The organism is Rothia sp. HC945, assembly GCF_051370785.1.
Lineage (GTDB): Bacteria > Actinomycetota > Actinomycetes > Actinomycetales > Micrococcaceae > Rothia.
In genome coordinates, this window is the sequence record NZ_JBFCSN010000001.1 from 1,298,621 (window position 1) to 1,316,711 (window position 18,091).

An 18,091-nucleotide genomic window follows, 5' to 3' on the forward strand; every position below is an offset into this window, starting at 1 on the left:
CACGCTGGGGATTGTGTGAGAGTGCTGGAAGGTTGGCCGTCAGCGCCTCTCGGCGAGGAGGCTTGGCCGGAGGAGAACGCTAATCCTCGTCATCCGGTTCGTCGTCTGCGTCCTGCGACGTGCGCACGCTGACCACACCGGGCAATTCGGTCAAGGTCGCCACGAGGGACTGTAGGGGCGGGCGACCCCTGAACCTCGCGCTGACCATGACCTTGTCCGCTTCCCTCTCGGTGGACTCGATCTGCGCGGTGTATCCCATCGACGTCGTCTCAGAGAGGATGTCGCGCAAAACGCCTTGCCCATCGACGTAGACGACCCTGAGCACTTTGCGGTCCGAGGCGCCCGGAAGACGGGTGACGATGGGCGTAAGGACCGTCGTCGCGATCAGATAGAGAAGAGTTCCCTCGGCAGCGATCCAGGGCATCCCGGCTCCCGCGGCCATACCCACCGCGGCGGTGACCCAGATCGACGCCGCCGTGGTCAGCCCCCGCACCAGATTCTTGCGGGTGAAGATCACCCCGGCGCCGAGGAAACCGATCCCCGAGGCGATCTGGGCCGCGATACGGGAGGGGTCCAGATCCACATCGGACCCGAGGACCGTGGCAAATCCGTACCCGGAGACGATGGTGAACAGCCCGGACCCGGTGCCGACCAGCACGATCATCCGCAGACCGGCTTGCTTCTGCCTCACTTGGCGTTCCAGCCCGATGATGCTCGACAGGATGAACGAGGTCAGGAGCAAACTCGATGTCACGCCGATATTCGCTTCCGCCCCGAAGCCCCAGATCTCCGACAGTGCGGCCATTGCGCCCAAACCCCGTCCCTTCCCCGAGACACGCTCGACCTCATACGGTGGCGTGTGCGGGTCGTCGTCCTAGTTGTTGATGGTAGCCGCTCTGCGGGCAGCCGAGGCGACGTCCTGGTTGGTCGACAGCTCCGGATGGTGCAGGTCCAGGGCCGGACGCTCGGAGCGGATCCTGGGGAGGGCCGTGAAATTGTGTCGTGGCGGCGGGCACGACGTCGCCCACTCGAGTCCGCTGCCGAAGCCCCACGGGTCGTCGACCTCGACCTTCTTGCCATTGCGGGTGGTGATGTAGACGTTCCAGAAGAACGGCAACATCGACAGCGCCAGGATCATGGCACCCACGGTCGAGAACTGATTCATCCAGGTGAATCCGTCCTCGGGCATGTAGTCCGCGTAACGGCGGGGCATACCGTCCACACCCAGCCAGTGCTGAATCAGGAAGGTGGTGTGGAAACCGATGAACAGCATCCAGAAGTGGATCTTGCCCAGACGCTCATTGAGCATCTTGCCGGTGAATTTCGGCCACCAATAATAGAGGCCGCCGAACATGCAGAACACGACCGTGCCGAAGACCGTGTAGTGGAAGTGGGCCACCACGAAGTAGGAATCGGAGAGCTGAAAATCCAGCGGGGGAACCGCGAGGATGATCCCGGTGACGCCGCCGAACAGGAAGGTCAGCAGAAAGCCGAAGATCCACAGCAGGGGCGTCTCGAAGGTGATGGATCCTTGCCACATCGTGCCGATCCAGTTGAAGAACTTCACGCCCGTGGGGACCGCGATCATCATGGACATGAAAGCGAAGAACGGGAGCATGACAGAGCCTGTGACGTACATGTGGTGGGCCCACACGGTCACGGACAACGCCCCGATCGCGATGGTCGCGTAGACGAGACCCTTGTACCCGAAGATCGGTTTCCGGGAAAAAGCGGGGATGATTTCGGAGGCGATGCCGAACATGGGCAGGGCCAGAATGTAGACCTCTGGGTGTCCGAAGAACCAGAAGAGGTGTTGCCACAGCATCGCACCACCGTTTTCGGCGTCGAAGATGTGGCCGCCGAGCCTGCGGTCCATACCGAGGGCGAACAGCGCCGCCGCGAGCGGCGGGAAGGCCATGATGATCAGGATTGCCGTGACCAGAGCCGTCCAAGTAAATGGGGGAACCCGCCACATCGTGAGCCCGGGTGCACGCATGCACAGGATCGTGGTGATGAAGTTGAGACCGCCCATGATGGTGCCGAAGCCCTGGAGCGCGAGACCGAAGACCCACAAGTCCCCTCCCACGCTCGGGGAGTAGGTGGCGGAACTCAGCGGTGAGTAGGCGAACCACCCAAAGGCCGCCGCGCCCTGTGGGGTGATGAATCCGGCGAGCGCAACCAGCGAGCCGAAGAGGAAGAACCAGAAGGCCAGGGCATTGAGCCGCGGGAAGGCGACGTCGGGGGCACCGATCTGCAGAGGAACGATGACATTCGCCATCCCCACGAACAACGGTGTGCCGAACATCAGCAGCATGAGGGTGCCGTGCATCGTGAACAGCTGGTTGAACTGTTCCTTGGTCTCCAGGATCTGCATCCCCGGCTCGAAAAGCTCCATGCGCATGATCAACGCCATGATTCCCGCCAGCAGGAAGAACGTGAAGGACGTAATGATGTACATGTAGCCGATGGTCTTGTGGTCCGTGGACGTGAGCCAGCTGACCACGATCCTGCCCCGAGTGCGCGGGACCTCCCTCGTGGAGGACCGACTGTCGGATGCTGTGTATTCGAGAGTGGACATCACAGAACCTTCCTGACGTTCGCGGCTTGAATCGTCCACGACGCTCCGCCGGACCATGTCATGCTTCCGGAATCACCGTTGATTCCGCTCCTTATCGAGTCGATCCCGACTCGCTCGGCGAGCCCTACTGGCTCGAGGAAATACTGCTGCCGAATTGTGGTGCCCATGAAACGCCTCCTCGAAGGAACACGAGCGGGCTGACTCCGCGCCAGCCGGCGACCGCGGCCCGTTGGTCCGCCGCGGCTCACCCCCATGCTCTCACTCGCCGCACCCGCCCAAAAGGCCTGGTCAGAAACAGATTTATCGTCATGAGCCGACGAGTTGGTCTCCCCGAGTCAGGCTTTGGGCTCTGTGCCCGCCTCGGCCGGCACCTTCACCAATCAAGGAATACTAAGTAGATAAACAGAGACCTTTGAGCTTACACGCAGGTTTCTATTTCACTTTTGGAAGGTTACCCGTGAGAAATACGACCCAAGCCCTGCCAGTCAGCGCCGATTCCGCAGGGAAGAAAAAGAAGAAGGGACTCTATGGGGGCCTCGGATGCCTGGGTCTCCTGATCATCGTCCTCCTCATAGCAGTGATCGGTCGACATGGTGGAGGCAAGGAAAAGACCGCTGCCCCCTCGGCGTCTTCCTCGCCCGCGGAAGCAACCTCGAGCGCGGACACCAGTGCTCCCGTGGTGGAAGAGACTCAAGCGGCCGAAGAATCCACCGCCCCGGAGAAGCCTGCGGAAGATTCGACGTCGTCTTCGGTGCCGGTCGAATACAAGTCGGCCCTGTCCAAGGCCAATTCGTATGCGAAGACGATGCACATGTCGAAACAAGGCGTCTACGACCAGCTCACCTCCGAGTACGGAGAGAAGTTCAGCCCGGAGGCCGCGCAGTACGCGATCGACACCATGACGGCCGACTGGAACGAGAACGCGCTCGAGAAAGCGAAAGATTACCAAAAGCAGATGCACATGTCCCCGGAGAAGATCCGTGATCAGCTGACCTCAGAATTCGGGGAAAAGTTCACTCCCGAAGAAGCCGATTACGCCGTGCAGCACCTCGAACCATAAACCTGGCCGGCCGGTGTGAGCCGGGGCGGTCGTCAACCGAAGACAGCCCCGGCAACCCGGTTCGAGTCCGCGACCGTACTCGATCCGAGGCCGAGGTCGGCGTCGGCCTCTGCTGCGATCGCGGTGCCCCACTGGGCGGAGGAGAGCTGCAGCCCCAGAACAAAGATCCCGGGTTCGGTTTCCCCGTCCGCCCTGACGACCCGGTACGGCGGTGTCGTGACGTCCAGGCCCTTGGCCGGGACCGGGGCCGGGGAATCCGCCAAGTGCATCTGCCACGGCCTCGCCAGTCCGTCTTCGAAAAGACGGCCAAGAAGAGGAGAAGTCGTCACGCGAACATCATTGGCCGGGGCCAGCGCTTCCACGAGCCACGACGAATGCACCGGCTCGTCCCGGACCCAGGGTGATGAAGCGATGAAGCACCCGGCGTCCTCATCCGCGGTGAACACCGGGTCGGGACCCAGGAAACGCACGACGCCGGCCCTCACCAGGGCGGCCATCTGTTGGATGCGCAGCACGGGCGGGCCGGACGCCAACCCCTCGACCAGGCCGCCGAATTTCCTTTCGAGGCCTCGAATCCACGACTCGTCCGAAATGCTCCGATTCGCGACGGCGTATTTGACCAGCGCACGAGCCTGGTTCATGGATCCTATGGCCATCTTGAGGGGGCTGTCCTCGCCGTCAAAGGAAGCGACGACGTCCCGGTCAAGGAAGTGCACGACGGCGGCCGCATACTCTTCGTGCGATTGGAAACTCTGCCCATCGAAGGGTCGCGGCAGCCGTTCCGGAGTGAACACGAATTTCTTGTCGACCCTGTCGGAGACGAGTCGGTCCAGTTCGTTCCACCAGGCGGCGTCCGCGGTATAGGAAAGAACCGCGTCGACTTGAGTCAGGAACTCGTCAGCCTCCCCCGCGATCGCCTCGGGATTGGTCCTCGCGAGAGTGCGGTAATAGTTCCACTGGGCGTCACGCCGGATCAGGGGCCAGTAATCGATCTCGAAGTCGATCTCGCGCCCTTCGGACCTCGCGGACTGTTGGATTCTTTCCACGGCCGCCTTGGTAAAGAACTTGTTGTCCGTGGACCGCGGGTAATAGGAATCCAGAACCGCTTTCGCGCGGTACGGCGTGCCCCTGCGGGATCCCGCCCACACCATCGGTTCGCGACCGCTCGGGGTGTAGAGCAACCGGTTCGGGTGGTTTTGGTCCTCGTCGAACCGGCCTCCCCGCCCTTCGGTCAATTGGGCCAGGACGTCGTGGAAATTCAGCCCCATCCCCCTGACCAGCACATTCTCACCCGCTGGAAGTGCGGACCAGCGGACGTCGGCCGGGACGGCAGGTGGCCAGTAGTGCAATCGGCGTCTTGCCGCGAATTCCATGAGATCTTGCTGGTCGTCACGCAATTTGGCGTCCGTGTGCCCCACAGCGAGCACGATGGAGTGCGCAGAGAGGATCACGCCGTCCCCCAATTCCACCAGATAGGGCCTGCCCGTGTTCTTCTCGCCGTGATCGATGCGCACGGCTTCCTGCGCGTGATAGGTCAGGGTCATGGTTTTCGGCAGGTCGGCGCGGAGCCGGGCAAAAACGTCCGAAAGGTACGTGCCGTAGATCTTCCGGGACGGGAACCCCTCGCGGCTCAGGTTTCGGGCTTCTTGTATGTCGTCGTCCGACAGCCCGATCAACGGGAACGAGGCGTCGTCGGCGACCTTGCGGCGCCACTGCTCGAATGTCAGTCCGCGAACCGCCGGTATCGGACGAGGGCACGAACCGTCCGAGGCGGCCGCGGAAATCGTCGAGTCGGAGGGCACGACCGTCGGGAAGAAAGAGGGCGTGTTCATGAGAAACAGGCGCGACTGATCACTGCGCCATACGTGCCCCGCTCCCGGAGGGAAGGGATCGACCAGGTGAACATCAAGGTTCTTCTCGGTACGGACCGCCGCGTGGGCTGCCAGTCTCTCCACCACAGAGAGCCCGCGCGGTCCGGCGCCTATGATCACGATGCGTTGAGTTCTTGCCATGGACTCCAGAGTACTGCCCCGCACGATGCCCCTTTTTGACCGGCACCCGCTGTTGTCGGTACGCTATTAAGGCTGTTCCGTGGTTACTTCGGCGTCGTCGAAGTATCCTGCGAACATCGTGGAGACGTGCCAGAGCGGCCGAATGGACTTCACTGCTAATGAAGGGTCGGGGTTAAACCCGACCGGGGGTTCAAATCCCCCCGTCTCCGCCAGCCAGGAACCCCCTGGATCGTTGAAATACCAACGATCCAGGGGGTTTCTTCATGACCGCGGGGTCTGTCCTGGGCCGCGCTTCCCACCTCTCAGGTGGTGGTTACCCGATTCGGTGGCGTTTTCCCCCGTTACGTGGCGGCTACAACGCCACCTAACGGAGGAATCCACCTCTCAATCTGGCAACCGCCACCGATCAGCGGTCCTCGCAGTGCGGCCGGGCCGCGGTCAAGGCAACCAGAGCCCCTGGGCTGGCCCGGCACTCGTCAGCGCGGCCGAGAAGGCCCCGACGTCGTGGGCGTGCTCGACGTCGTCGACGATCCGGACCGTTCCGAACCCTTGGGTTCTCCGGAGGGAACCAGCTTCAGTCCCACCGTTGCCCCCACGATCCCGACGATGCAGAGCACCTTGAGGGCGGAAACCGACTCATCGCCGGTGGCCATCCCATAGATCACGGTGAGAGCCGCTCCGATGCCTGTCCAGATCGCGTAGGCCGTGCCGATGGGGATGCTCTTGAGCGCGACCCCAAGACCGGCCATGCTTCCGATAATGGCGACGATGAAGACCAGAGTCGGTCCCAGCTCGCTGAATCCGTTCGAACGCCCGAGGGCGGTGGCCCAGACGGCCTCCAAAACGGCGCTGGCCAAAAGAATGATCCATGCCATGGTCAGCTCGCCACCTTCAGGCCGACGAGGGAAACGATGAGCAGCCCGAGCAGGCCGATACGTCCCCAACTCGATTTTTCCTGGCGGGTGACCAGGCCCCAGATCAGGGTGAGGGTCGCGCCGATGCCGACCCAGACTGCATAAGCGGTACCCACGGGAATCGAGGTCATCGCGTAGGAGAGGCCGGCCAGGCTCACGACCATCGCGACGACGAACAGAACGGCGGGCTTCCACCGGCGCAGGCCATGGGACGCAGAGAGCGCCGCCGCCCACACCATCTCCAGGCCGCCCGAGACAACAAGCACTAGCCATGCCACGACAATCTTCCTCCTTCGAGTCAGTCTTGTCGTGGTGCGGGTACTGCTCCCTCGTCCGCAGGCCCGTTGAAGACCTCAGTCGGAAGGTATCAACGATCCACGAAGAACCGCAATACCGCGTCCGCCCCATCCAGTGCGGCCCATGGTTTGTCCGTGCTCAGCACCGCGAGACCCGCGGGAGGAAAACCGGAAGAAATCCCCATCGTCGCCTCATAGTCCGAGTCCGGGGACGCGAGTGAGAGGACGGCGTCCTGAACCGCCGGATAATGCGCAATGACAAGGAGCGAACGGACGGTTTCCGGGGTCCGTCCGATCACCGACAACAACTCCCGCGTCGGGGCATTGTAGAGCCGGTCCTCCAGACTCGCGGTCGGCGCCTTCTCCCCCAGCTCATCGCAGACCCAGGTACAGGTCTGACGGGTCCGGAGAGCCGATGAGGACACCATCATTTCCGGCACCACACCATGTTCGACCATCCAGCGGCCGACTCGTGGGGCATCCTTGTGACCGCTCGGAGTGAGGGGCCTGTCGAAGTCGCTCGTGCCCCAGGGCATGTCGGCTTCCGCGTGACGCATGATCATCAAGGTCTTGGCCTGGGAACGGGGGTCGGTCAGCGCACTCATGGGCCAAGTCTACAAACCAGGTGACTGGGAACGGCGTCGCCCCAGAGAGCGCACGAGGGCGTACGGATACAGCAGGGGCCGGGAGGCGCCGTGTGGCACTTCCCGGCCCCTGCCGACGGTTGGGACGCTAGATCGAGTACTCGGGAGCCGCCCAGACGACGACCTCCGGGTGCTCGTAGAAGCGATAGCCCTGACCGCGCACGGTGCGAACAGTGTTGGACAAGCGCCCCAACTTGGAGCGCAACCGCCGGATGTGGACGTCGATCGTCCGCTCATTCGGCGTTTCGTCCGCGTCACGCCACAGGGCGTCAAGCAATTCCTCGCGACCAGCGGTGCGATTCGAGTTCTCGACCAAGTAGTTCAGCAGCTCGAATTCCTTGTACGTGAGGTTGAGGACATCCCCGTCCAGGAAGACCTCGCGCCTCGACAGGTCGATCAGGACGCCGGCGGGCTGGCTGGGCTTCGACTCCGGGGCGGGAGCGTGGCCCGCCGGCACGGCTTCGGCCTGGCTCTTCGGCGCGGTGGGATCACCCAAGGCGTCACGAACGACGTCGAGGTCGGATCCTTCGGCACCCGCCGGGGCGATCGCGACGGCGGCGTAGGACTCGGCCTGGGGAACCAGGGTCTGCGCATAGGCCCGGATGTCCTGGACCATGCGGACCAAGGACGTACCGTTCTGCGCAGCGACGTCTTCGTTGAGACCGACGTAGAGGACAAACCCTCGAGCCTCATTGTCGGCCGTCGTGGGTCGGATCGGCGAGCTGGCCTCGGGCTGTGCAATGGGCGTGGAAGGGTTCATGGCACGCAACGAACGGTAGTCGGAAGGTTCGCCGACCGTTCCACGGCCGGTCATGCCGCTGGCTCGCATGGCAGCAGCACCGTTGGCACGGTTGCGCTGGGAAATGTGCACGTATCCGGGTGCGCCTGACATTCGATCGCCGTCCTTCTGCAATTCGGGCCTCATACGGCCGGAGCCGCACGGATGATTGATGGCGGCCGCGGAAGGCACCACGACCTGACGGCCGACACTGCCGCACAGATCCTGACGGAACCTTCGGGGAGTGATCAGACCTTTCTTCCATGCTCTACCCGTTACTCGGTTCCTGCAAGTAACAATTGGTTCACGGGTCCGAATCGTGAGAAACTCCGTCTCAAATATGCAGAATATCATTCAAATCATGCATATCATGCGTTCAGCCGAGCTCACCCCGCCGGGTTGTATATGCAGGAAATCCGCTCATTGCAGGCCGGGGTTGCGTCAGACGCTCGAATATCCACGGGTTTAGCCATTTGTCAAGTAGCATCAGGCGCATAATTTTCGATTCGTGGCGGTCTTCCCAGGATTCCCCCAGGACCGCGCCGAATTGTCCGAACAAAAACTCGTGAGTACAGAATGTGGGTCGAGCCACTCGGCACCCGCGCAGGCCATCGGCCGTTCGCCATGCGAACGTTTCCGGCGAAGGCTGGACGCAGCGTGCGGCGTCGCGAGCGGACTTCACGACGAGACAACCGCCACATCGGCCCGCCCAAAAAATCTATGAAGCGTGGCTTTGGTCACATCCGAATGTCGGTCAGTCGGCGAGTCCGTACAAGCGGTCCCCGGCGTCACCGAGACCGGGGACGATATAGGCCTTCTCATTGAGGCGTTCGTCCTGGGCGGCCAGGAACAAATCGACATTCTCCATCCCCTCGACGCCCTCGGCGAGAGCCTTCATGCCCTCCGGCGCCGCAAGAATGCACAGACAGGTGATGTGGTCGGCACCGCGCTCGCGCAGGAATTTGATGGACTCGATGAGCGTGCCCCCGGTTGCGAGCATCGGATCCAGAACATAGACCTGGCGACCCGTCAGATCATCGGGAAGCCGCTCGGCGTAGGTGACGATATCGAGAGTTTCCTCGTGGCGAGCCATCCCCAGGAAGCCGACTTCCGCCGTCGGGATCAGTCGGGTCATGCCTTCCAGCATCCCCAAGCCGGCGCGAAGGATCGGCACCACGAGGGGGCGCGGCCTGGCCATCACCACGCCCTCGGTCTCGGTCACCGGAGTCCGCACGGTCTTGGGCTCAACGCGGATATTGCGCGTGGCCTCGTAGGCCAGGAGAGTCACGAGTTCGTCCACGAGCTGCCGGAACTGTGGTGAAGGGGTCTCCCGATCCCTCAGAACGGTGACCTTGTGGCTGACCAAGGGGTGGTCCAGAATCTTGACTCGCATGGCTCCAAACTACAGCAGACAATGGACCCATGACGCACTTTTCGCAGCTCCACTACGAGTGGATGGGTCTCGCCCTGGCCGAGGCGGAGCAAACGCGCCAGAGCGGCGATGTGCCGATCGGCGCCGTCGTCCTCGATGGGACCGGCCGAGTGGTCGGGCGCGGGCGAAATCGGAGGGAGGCGGATGCCGACCCCACGGGCCATGCGGAAGTGCTCGCCATCCGCGAGGCCGCCCGGCGACTCGGCCATTGGCGCCTGGACGAGTGCACGCTCGTCGTGACCCTCGAACCCTGCCCCATGTGCGCGGGGGCCATCGTCCTGGCCCGCATCCCACGGCTGGTCTTTGGCGCCTGGGATGAGAAGGCCGGCGCCGTCGGGTCGGTCTTCGACATCCTCCGCGAACGCCGCCTCAATCACTGGGTCGAGGTATTCCCAGAGGTCAGAACGCAAGAATGCGCCATACTCCTGCGGGACTTCTTCGCATCGAAACGCTCGCACTGTGACGCAACGGAAGACAATTCAGAGCCGAGTGCATAGCATCACCCTATAAATTCGCTGTGAATGACTAGAACTGACCAGTCAGTACAATTAGGATGACAGTGTCACGGTTCCTCCATCCCGGGATCCCCTCCGCCAATCACTCACCCATCGAGGAGACACACCTGTGCTCGAAGTCGAGGCAGTCCAAGCCAAGGGACGCCACGCGCCCCTGATCGAACGCACCTCCTTCACCGTGGAAGTCGGTGAGCTGATCCTGGTCCAGGGCAACAGCCAGCTACAGCGCTCAGGCCTGTCACTCGCCCTGACCGGGCGGCTGAGACCGGACAAGGGCACGATTTCCTGGGACGGCAGCGACAAGCGCAAGAACCTGCGCCGGCGATCCTCACTGATCGATTCCCCGCGCGTGAACCAGATGGAGGATCACATGCGGGTTCGGGACTACGCCGCAGAAATGCTCTCCTACATGCCGCACAAGATGCTGAAACGCCCCACGACCGAGCAATGGCTCCGCGATCACGGACTCGAGGATCTCGATAACCTCTGGGAAGAACAGCTGACCCCCGATCAGCGAATTCGCCTCGTCGTCGCCCTGGCCGGCCAGGAGAACCGGTCGGATCTCCTGGTCTTCGACACCCCCTCGCGTCACGCGAACCACACCGCGACCTGGCTCCCCCGCCTCCATCGATTGGCCAGGAACGAGAAGCATCCGCGCGCCGTCGTCGCCGTCGTCCCCCGAATCAGCACCTCGTGGCACGGGCTGACCGCGCGCATCGGTGAAACCGCCGCAAAGCCCTACGTACCGTCCGGACTGCCCCTCGACGAACTCTTCACACCTCGCACCGCTCAGGAGGACCTCGCGTGACTTCCCTTCGCCTCGCTCTCACGGAGCTCAAACGCATGACCGGTGGCGTCTTTCCGAAACTGGTCATGGTCGCTCTCGCCTGCATCCCCCTCCTCTACGGCGGCATCTACCTGTATTCCAACTGGGACCCGTACGGGAAAGTCGATCACGTCACCGGCGCCATCGCGATGGAGGACACCGGGGCGAACAAGCCGGACGGCTCCCCGGTCAATACCGGGCAGAGCGTGACGGACAAGCTCCACGACTCCAAGAATTTCGACTGGCACGATGCCGCCTCGCGCGATGAGGCGGTCAAGGAGGTCAAGGACGGCACGACCGACTTCGCCATCGTGATCCCGAGTGACTTCTCCGAACAGCTCCTCTCCACGTCCGAGTTCACCCCGGACAAGGACGGCACCCCGGGCACCGTCGATCCCCAAAAGGCGGGGCTCGAGATCGTGACCAACGACGCCAACAACTACCTCCTGACGAATATCGTCTCGAAGGCGGGAACCACCATTCGCGATCAGGTGGCCCAGGAGGTCGGGAACGAAACCGCCCAGCAAATGTTGGCCAGCTTCACGGACATTCACGGCCAGCTCTCCCATGCGGCCGACGGTTCGAAGAAGCTCTCTGACGGTGCGGTCAACCTCTCCACGGCAGTCGACCAGCTCAAACACGGGACCTCGACACTGGCCGACGGCGCCGTGCAACTCAACAGCGGCTCGCATTCGCTGCTCGACGGGGAGAACCAGCTGGTCGACGGCAACGCACAGGCCGTCGACGGCGCCCAAAAACTCGACGGCGGTGCCCAGCAACTCAACCAGGGCGCCAAGACATTGACGGGCGGAACCTCCCAACTCGCCGACGGCTCGGCGCAGCTCAAGGACGGAACCTCCCAATTGTCCTCGGGGTCCTCGCAGCTCGCCGACGGCACCTCGGAGCTTTCGGGAGGCGCGGCACAGCTCTCGCAAGGGGCCGCAACCCTGGACCAGACGGTCAAGGAATCCGGCATCGGCCAGGTCGGCAACGACCTGAACGCCGTGTGCCAGGATCTCTCCTCGGCCAACACGTCAGAGCCTTCCGGCAGGCTCGCGGAGGATGTCTCGAACTCCGTGGTCTCGGAAGTCGGTGCGGCCACCTCTGACCAAGTCCAGCAACTGGTCGACCAGGGCGTCCTGAATCAGGAGCAGGCACAGAAAGTCGTCTCCTCGGTCTCCAACGACCAGACAAAGTCGCGGATCGCCCAGGCAACCAGCCAGAACCTCGACTCCGTCGAGAACACGGACTCCGGTGCGTCGCTGCAGAAATTGCGGGACTCCTCATGCGCCGCCGACGGATCGTCGTCGGTCGCGGCCAAGATTTCGGAGCTGACCACCGGAATTTCGCAATTGAACGACGGCGCCTCCGGGGTGGCCGACGGTGCCAAGAGCGCCGACGACGCCGCGCAGCAGCTCGCCGGCGGCGCCTCGACCGTCGACCAGAAGACCGGGGAGCTCGCCTCCGGCGCCCAGCAGGTCGACACCGGGGCCCAGCAACTTGCCCAAGGCATCGGCAGCCTCGCAGGGTCGACCGGAAGCCTGGTGGACGGATCGCAGACTCTCTACGACAACCAGGTCAAGGCCCGCGACGGCGCTCAGCAGCTCGCCGACGGGACGAGCCAGGCGGTCGACGGATCGAACCAGCTGGACCAGGGGGCCGACCAGCTCAAGGGCGGGTCCGGGGACCTGACGAAGGGCTCGCAGGACCTGCACAAGGGCCTCGAGGACGGTCGAAACCAGGTGCCGAATCTGGACAAGGACCAGCAGTCCTCCCTGGCCTCGGTGATGTCGGACCCGGTCTCCGACAATCACAATTCTTTGGCCTCCGCCCGGAACTACGGCGAGGGCATGGGGCCGTTCTTCATTGTCCTGGCACTGTGGATCGGGATACTCATGGCGGGCCAGTTCCTGCGGGCCAACAACGACCGTGCCCTGGCTTCGCACACCTCGAGCTTCAGGATCGCGATCGGCTCGTGGATTCCGTTCCTGGTGGTCGGAATCGCCCAGGCGGTCGTGCTGTTCGCGGTGGTGAAATTCGCCATTGGTTTCCAGATGGAGCACCCATGGCTGGTGTTCTGGTTCTTGCTCCTGACGTCCGTCGCCTTCAGCGCCCTGGGGCAAGGACTGATCTCGCTCTTCGGGGCCCCGGGCAAGCTGCTGGTCCTCGTGCTGCTCATCGTCCAGCTGGTGACATCGGGCGGCATGATGCCCTACGAGACGTTGCCCCAGTCCCTGCGATGGCTGCACCATGCTCTGCCCATGGGCTACGCCATCACCGGAGTGCGTCGTCTCGCCTACGGGATCAATGAGAGTTCCGTACCCTGGCTGGTGCTGATCCTGGTGGCCAGCCTACTGATCGGATTGCTCTTCGGGTTCTTGGGGTCCCTCAAGGACCGAACCTGGACCCTCAAGAAGCTCAGCCCGGAGGTGGAACTGTGACGCCAGCGAAGAACCGAGGCACGGACGGTGAGTCGGACGGCATCCGTCGTCGGCCCGGTCGTACCAATCGGACCCAGCTCAGACTGTTCGAGTCGGCGATGGTGATCATGAGCGAGAGGGGGCCGACGGCGACGACGGTGGAGGAAGTCGCCGCCAAGGCCGGCGTCTCCAAGGGCACCGTCTACTACAACTTCGGGTCCAAGAAGTCGATGGTGGACGGACTCCTCCGCTACGGCGTCCAACTGGTCCTGGAAAGCATCGAGGATGCGGGCGAGGGCGTCAGAGACCCTCGGGAGCGGATTTCTCGCGGTGTGATCGCTTCGTTGAGATTCCTCGAAGGGCATCCCGGTTTCGCCCGCCTCGCTGTTGCGGAAATGTGGAGGCCAGACGGAGGCACGTCCGAAGTCCTGGCCCAGCAGCGCTCCGTGGTCATCGACAAGGTCACCGAACTGATCGATGACCTCGAGGAGTTCTACGAAACCGCTGAGCACCCGGACAACCCGTCGATCGCCATCGCCCTGTTCGGAGCGACCTTCATGCTTGCGATGGAACGGGAGATGAATTCGTCCTCCCGCACCACGCAGGACGCCGCCCGCGCAGTACTGAAAATCATCGACGGATACATCGTCGGCCCCCGGTACACGTGACGAAGCCAATATGATCCGCCCGGTTTTCGACGGCGCCCAAGTTGAGTCGACCCCTTCGAGCCGGTAAAGTTACCGAAGTTGGTGACGTGTCCGAGCGGCCGAAGGTGCGACACTCGAAATGTCGTGTACGGTAACCCCGTACCGAGGGTTCAAATCCCTCCGTCACCGCTCAGCGAGAAGCCCTCGCATCCCTGATATTCCGGGGATGCGGGGGTTTTTCTTTGTCTTGGGGGGGGACTGTGTGCGCGGGCGGGAGGGGCCACAGGCCAGGTTGTATGCCTCGAACGCCGGTGGGCGAGGTGGCAGTTTTGTGCGTGAATCTCCGCGAAGTCGCAGTTTTGTGCACCCATTCGGTGGAATTGATCCCACACTTGCCACCTCGGCGCGCGGGACGGGGGACGCACGAGATTGCCGCCTCATGGGCCGCGCGACGTCGGAGGCTCCCGAGTTGGGTGGCGGTTACCCAAATCGGTGGCAGATTCCGCCGTTGGGTGGCGGCTAAACCCCCACCTAACGGCGGCAACTTCCTCGCAATCGGGCAACCGCCTCCGAACAGCACCAGGCGGTAGCACGGGCCACGACGACGTCGCCCCCTCGAGGTGGCAATATGGTGCGCCCCCAGCATGCATCCGGGGCCCGCTCATACACTCTCATGCGCACTCATGGAGCTCCCCATGCACCCAGGACGCGATACCGGAGACCACCCACCGCACGGGCGAATTCTCGCGGAAGACGACCCCAGGAGTGCGCCAGGGCCTCAATAGTGCACCAGACTGCCGCGTCGGCCCCCACACATGCACCAAGCTGCCACCTCGCCGACCGCCCGGATCCCGGAACGCCTCACCTCGCCGGGCCAGACCTCGCAACCCTCGCACTCACATGCTAATAATTCTCATTACAGTGTATGCTTCTCCTGTCAATCACCTCGCGCACCGTCCCGGCACGCCGGGCTTCGTCCTCATGCCCCGGAGGTTGTACGGAGGCAAGGCAGGCCACGCCGACTGGACGCTTATGTGAAAGGACATCATGTCCCGGTTGCTCACCAGAGGCCACCGCACTTCTCCGCCGTCGTCGTCCGTGGGATCGGACGGCACCGAACAACGCCGCCTCACTCTCCCACGCTGGATTCGCACCGTCGCCTCACTCGCCTGCGCCGCGATGCTCGCCTTCGGAACAACCCCAGCCATCGCCGGGCCCGACGACGGCCGCCGGATCGCCACCCGGGCCCACGTCGACTCGCCGAAGACGTTTTGGGAAAACGGCGGCTTCTCCCTCAAGAGCGAGGACCACGGTGAGTCGCACCCGCTCGACGACGTCGTTGCCTGGGTGGGCAAGGGCTGGGGAACCAACAACAAGAACCAGTACCAGTTCCAGGTGCCCGACAACCCGCGCCTCACTTTCTTGGGCAAGCCCGGCGACACCTGGTACATGGCCCCGGCGAACCCCTGGGGCAATCACGACCCGATCTGGTGGGGCTTCGGCGCAGACACCGACATCCCCGTGGACACCTTCCGGGACGAGTCTTTCTTCCTCGACCTGTTGTCTGTGGACGGCCCCGGACGCGTGGAGCTGCTCAACTACGTACCCCACGAGGAGGACGACCCCGAAGATCCCATGGACGTCAGGCGGTTCCTCAGCTCATCCGTCGACGGACGCCGTTCCGGTCGTCTCACCGCCGGCCAGCACACACACACAATCAGACGCTGTTCTCCCGCCCTGGCCGCTACGAACTCACATACCGAGCGGTGGCCCGTGGAACGGACGGACGCACCATCGAATCCACACCGACCACGATGAGAATCCAGGTCGGCGGACAGCAACCCACGGCGAATCCGCAGCCTTCGACCAAGGAACGCTTCGAGGCCGCACCAGACGGGGATATCGGGAAGTCCTCATACGAGCTGTCGGTCGCACCCCGAGCCTCGACGGAAAGGGACGGCGACGAGAACCTCAGTACCATCTCCTTCGACGCCGGAACGAACACGGACGGCACGCTCACGCTGTTCGACCAGGGGTACTTCCTGACCGACGTCGACGTCCACCACGGAAAGGCCGCGTGGGACGAACTTCTGGGATCGCAACGATCCGCCCTCCAAGGAGTATTCACCCCCAGCGACGGATCGTCCCCGCGCTGGGTCAGCCCGACTCTGCCTTATGTTCCAGGCGAGTCGGCGAAAGTATCGTCGTCCCAAGGACATGGGACGTGGCCGACGACGAAGCCGGACCCCGCGAACACGCCTTTGCCCACCGAGCGCTACACGCCGGAGTCGGGCGACTACACCCTCCAGGTCGAACCTGCGGAGGCCCCCGGATTCACCAAAGTGACGACCCGCTTCCATGACCCGAAGATTCGAGGCCTGGTGACGGGCGGAATCTACAAGACGCCCGAGGCCCGGTACCCCACATCGGTGTTCTCCGACTACATCGAGAACGGCGTGGCCGTCGCCTATTACGAGACCGATTTCCTGACTCCGACCAGCCAATTCCGCATGTCCGTCTATCCCCACCCGGATATCGACGCCTTCAAGGGGACCGTGAGGCTCGAGGAGCCGGTCACGGCCGACCTCAAGGTCACCAGGCAAGGAACGCTGACGATCGACAATACGGGCAGCTCCACGGAGTCGCCGGAGCCGTCACCCGCACCCTCCCCAGAGCCTTCAGCAAGGCCGTCGGAACGAGCGACGTCGACGCCGAGTTCGAGTCCGTCTCCTTCTGGGGAACCCGGCGCGAACCCACCGACTCCGGCCCCGACGTCGCCCTCCGCGGCCCCGGGACCGACGAGGCCGGGCGCGAACGGCACCCAGAAGTGTGAGGACCCGGATCTCGCCCGGCGGCTGCCGCTCGACGACGGCCACGTGGACATCGTCGGGAAGACCGCCGACGGCGGCTTGAACATCGCGCTCAAGGACGATACCCGGCAGCACAGCACCACGACGGTCGAGAGGAAACTCGACGACGTGAAATTCATGGTGGGCGAGAATGCACGCCACAAGCGCCACGGTGCAGGAATGATGTCCCCCGAACTGGATTTCTTGGGACCGGAGAACTCCGTGTTCTACGGGATGCCCCAGACCCAGCAAGAAGGGGTCCTTTGGCCGGGGTACAACACCCAGGACATCGATTTCGGCACTCTGAACGAGGACGGCGTCCGCCTCTCGATCGAGCCGAAACGCATGCCCCACGAAGCCAATTTCGCCCTCTTCACGACCGATTACATTGGTCGCCCCTCGGTGCTGATCGATTCGACACAACGGAAGCACGCGCTGAGCTCGACCTTCGCGACGCATGTTCACGTTAACTGGGCCTTCACCAAGCCGGGAACCTACGCCTTCGACGTGGCCTACTCTGCAACGTTGAAGGACGGAACACCGATTTCATCGAAGAAGCAATCGCTCACCGTGGTCGTGGGAGAACCTGACACCAACGATTGCGCATCCGCACCCGCCGGCGGACACGCCCACCAGGCAGGCACCGGTGCCGGAGCCGGCGGGGTCGTTGACAAGGAGCCGGCCGGCGGCCAGCCGAACGCCGGGCCAGGCGCGGACGCCAAGGGTGGATTCGTTGCCGAGGTCGGCGGCCGCCGAGGGGACCAGGGTTTCGCGGCAGGCAATGACGCCTACGGCGCCTCCGCGTCGCATCCTGCCGACCCCGGAGCAGCCATGACTCAGACCTTCGGGTCCTCGGGAAGGACCGTTCAGCCACCGGGGTCCGGAAGCAGCGAATCGTCAGGCCGCCGCCCGGGAACTGGCGCTCTCGCGGCGACTGGGTCGCCGGGCCAATGGGTCCCGGCCCTTGCCCTCTGCGCGATAGCCGGCGGCATGACACTGATAGCCGCGACCAGATATCGCCGTGGCAAGTCCTCCCGGAACGCGTCGGACCACACGACGGAACACTGAGCGGAGTCGCGCCCGGAACGCCTACATGCGTGACAGGGAATGTACGCGTTCC

At 63.6% G+C, this 18,091-nt stretch carries 16 protein-coding genes, 2 tRNA genes and 1 riboswitch; of the genes, 9 read left to right on the forward strand and 9 right to left on the reverse strand.

Annotation, left to right across the window (positions count from 1 at the left end):
- Window positions 1-79: 79 nt before the first annotated feature.
- From AB0Y14_RS05765 to AB0Y14_RS05775, 3 genes are all read right to left on the reverse strand, one after another.
- Window positions 80-805 (reverse strand): MgtC/SapB family protein, encoded by a 726-nt coding sequence (locus tag AB0Y14_RS05765; RefSeq protein ID WP_436588240.1) that lies wholly within the window; start codon window positions 803-805, stop codon window positions 80-82.
- A gap of 69 nt (window positions 806-874) precedes the next feature.
- Window positions 875-2,578: an aa3-type cytochrome oxidase subunit I gene (gene ctaD / locus AB0Y14_RS05770; protein ID WP_436588241.1), complete on the reverse strand. Its 1,704-nt coding sequence runs from the start codon at window positions 2,576-2,578 to the stop codon at window positions 875-877.
- The gene (locus AB0Y14_RS05775) at window positions 2,578-2,745 is read right to left on the reverse strand and encodes a hypothetical protein (RefSeq protein WP_436588242.1); all 168 of its coding nucleotides are present in this window, start codon (window positions 2,743-2,745) and stop codon (window positions 2,578-2,580) included. Before AB0Y14_RS05775 ends, ctaD begins: the two co-directional genes overlap by 1 nt.
- 290 nt (window positions 2,746-3,035) lie before the next feature.
- On the opposite strand from AB0Y14_RS05775, the gene AB0Y14_RS05780 reads away from it, so the two are divergent.
- Window positions 3,036-3,638, forward strand: a complete 603-nt coding sequence (locus AB0Y14_RS05780) for an Ltp family lipoprotein (protein WP_436588243.1) — start codon at window positions 3,036-3,038, stop codon at window positions 3,636-3,638.
- Between the two features lie 32 nt (window positions 3,639-3,670).
- On the opposite strand, the gene AB0Y14_RS05785 is transcribed toward AB0Y14_RS05780, so the two are convergent.
- On the reverse strand, window positions 3,671-5,650 hold the full coding sequence (locus tag AB0Y14_RS05785; protein ID WP_436588244.1) for an FAD/NAD(P)-binding protein: 1,980 nt from the start codon (window positions 5,648-5,650) through the stop codon (window positions 3,671-3,673).
- A 120-nt stretch (window positions 5,651-5,770) separates the two neighbouring features.
- Between AB0Y14_RS05785 and AB0Y14_RS05790 the strand changes: the two genes are divergently transcribed.
- A tRNA-Ser gene (locus AB0Y14_RS05790) sits at window positions 5,771-5,862 on the forward strand.
- 264 nt (window positions 5,863-6,126) lie between these two features.
- Here AB0Y14_RS05790 and AB0Y14_RS05795 read toward each other — a convergent pair.
- From AB0Y14_RS05795 to upp, 5 genes are all read right to left on the reverse strand, one after another.
- Window positions 6,127-6,525, reverse strand: coding sequence for a DMT family transporter (locus AB0Y14_RS05795; RefSeq protein WP_436588245.1), 399 nt, complete (start codon window positions 6,523-6,525; stop codon window positions 6,127-6,129).
- A 2-nt stretch (window positions 6,526-6,527) separates the two neighbouring features.
- A complete protein-coding gene (locus tag AB0Y14_RS05800) occupies window positions 6,528-6,842 on the reverse strand; it encodes a DMT family transporter (protein ID WP_436588246.1) in 315 nt (104 codons plus the stop codon).
- A 14-nt stretch (window positions 6,843-6,856) separates the two neighbouring features.
- A riboswitch (guanidine-III (ykkC-III) riboswitch) is annotated at window positions 6,857-6,922 on the reverse strand.
- A gap of 9 nt (window positions 6,923-6,931) precedes the next feature.
- Window positions 6,932-7,465, reverse strand: coding sequence for a SixA phosphatase family protein (locus AB0Y14_RS05805; RefSeq protein ID WP_436588247.1), 534 nt, complete (start codon window positions 7,463-7,465; stop codon window positions 6,932-6,934).
- Window positions 7,466-7,592: 127 nt separating this feature from the next.
- Window positions 7,593-8,396 (reverse strand): winged helix-turn-helix domain-containing protein, encoded by an 804-nt coding sequence (locus AB0Y14_RS05810; protein WP_436588248.1) that lies wholly within the window; start codon window positions 8,394-8,396, stop codon window positions 7,593-7,595.
- 640 nt (window positions 8,397-9,036) lie between these two features.
- Window positions 9,037-9,675: a uracil phosphoribosyltransferase gene (gene upp / locus AB0Y14_RS05815; protein ID WP_436588249.1), complete on the reverse strand. Its 639-nt coding sequence runs from the start codon at window positions 9,673-9,675 to the stop codon at window positions 9,037-9,039.
- A gap of 29 nt (window positions 9,676-9,704) precedes the next feature.
- Here upp and tadA point away from each other — a divergent pair, with 29 nt between their 5' ends.
- The 7 genes from tadA (at window position 9,705) to AB0Y14_RS05850 (ending at window position 18,039) form a co-directional block, all read left to right on the forward strand.
- Window positions 9,705-10,211 carry a tRNA adenosine(34) deaminase TadA gene (gene tadA, locus AB0Y14_RS05820; protein WP_436588250.1) on the forward strand — a complete coding sequence of 169 codons (507 nt, stop codon included), beginning with the start codon at window positions 9,705-9,707 and terminating at the stop codon, window positions 10,209-10,211.
- A gap of 127 nt (window positions 10,212-10,338) precedes the next feature.
- Window positions 10,339-11,037 (forward strand): multidrug ABC transporter ATPase, encoded by a 699-nt coding sequence (locus AB0Y14_RS05825; protein WP_436588251.1) that lies wholly within the window; start codon window positions 10,339-10,341, stop codon window positions 11,035-11,037.
- Window positions 11,034-13,496, forward strand: coding sequence for a YhgE/Pip family protein (locus AB0Y14_RS05830; protein WP_436588252.1), 2,463 nt, complete (start codon window positions 11,034-11,036; stop codon window positions 13,494-13,496). The genes AB0Y14_RS05825 and AB0Y14_RS05830 overlap by 4 nt, the downstream gene beginning before the upstream one ends.
- Entirely contained in the window at window positions 13,493-14,143 is a 651-nt protein-coding gene (locus tag AB0Y14_RS05835) for a TetR/AcrR family transcriptional regulator (RefSeq protein WP_436588253.1), read from the forward strand. Before AB0Y14_RS05830 ends, AB0Y14_RS05835 begins: the two co-directional genes overlap by 4 nt.
- Before the next feature lie 80 nt (window positions 14,144-14,223).
- Window positions 14,224-14,311 (forward strand) — tRNA-Ser (locus AB0Y14_RS05840).
- An 858-nt stretch (window positions 14,312-15,169) separates the two neighbouring features.
- The gene (locus tag AB0Y14_RS05845) at window positions 15,170-15,940 is read left to right on the forward strand and encodes a choice-of-anchor M domain-containing protein (protein ID WP_436588254.1); all 771 of its coding nucleotides are present in this window, start codon (window positions 15,170-15,172) and stop codon (window positions 15,938-15,940) included.
- Window positions 15,847-18,039 carry a choice-of-anchor M domain-containing protein gene (locus AB0Y14_RS05850; RefSeq protein ID WP_436588833.1) on the forward strand — a complete coding sequence of 731 codons (2,193 nt, stop codon included), beginning with the start codon at window positions 15,847-15,849 and terminating at the stop codon, window positions 18,037-18,039. The genes AB0Y14_RS05845 and AB0Y14_RS05850 overlap by 94 nt, the downstream gene beginning before the upstream one ends.
- Window positions 18,040-18,091: the final 52 nt, after the last annotated feature.

What these genes read in the sequence shown, in the direction of transcription:
- AB0Y14_RS05765 (WP_436588240.1), bottom strand. Translation starts at nt 805, where the DNA reads ATGGCCGCACTGTCGGAGATCTGGGGCTTCGGGGCGGAAGCGAATATC.
- AB0Y14_RS05795 (WP_436588245.1), bottom strand. Translation starts at nt 6,525, where the DNA reads ATGGCATGGATCATTCTTTTGGCCAGCGCCGTTTTGGAGGCCGTCTGG.
- upp (WP_436588249.1), bottom strand. Translation starts at nt 9,675, where the DNA reads ATGCGAGTCAAGATTCTGGACCACCCCTTGGTCAGCCACAAGGTCACC.
- AB0Y14_RS05845 (WP_436588254.1), top strand. Translation starts at nt 15,170, where the DNA reads ATGTCCCGGTTGCTCACCAGAGGCCACCGCACTTCTCCGCCGTCGTCG.
- ctaD (WP_436588241.1), bottom strand. Translation starts at nt 2,578, where the DNA reads ATGTCCACTCTCGAATACACAGCATCCGACAGTCGGTCCTCCACGAGG.
- AB0Y14_RS05810 (WP_436588248.1), bottom strand. Translation starts at nt 8,396, where the DNA reads ATGTCAGGCGCACCCGGATACGTGCACATTTCCCAGCGCAACCGTGCC.
- AB0Y14_RS05775 (WP_436588242.1), bottom strand. Translation starts at nt 2,745, where the DNA reads ATGGGCACCACAATTCGGCAGCAGTATTTCCTCGAGCCAGTAGGGCTC.
- AB0Y14_RS05785 (WP_436588244.1), bottom strand. Translation starts at nt 5,650, where the DNA reads ATGGCAAGAACTCAACGCATCGTGATCATAGGCGCCGGACCGCGCGGG.
- AB0Y14_RS05805 (WP_436588247.1), bottom strand. Translation starts at nt 7,465, where the DNA reads ATGAGTGCGCTGACCGACCCCCGTTCCCAGGCCAAGACCTTGATGATC.
- tadA (WP_436588250.1), top strand. Translation starts at nt 9,705, where the DNA reads ATGACGCACTTTTCGCAGCTCCACTACGAGTGGATGGGTCTCGCCCTG.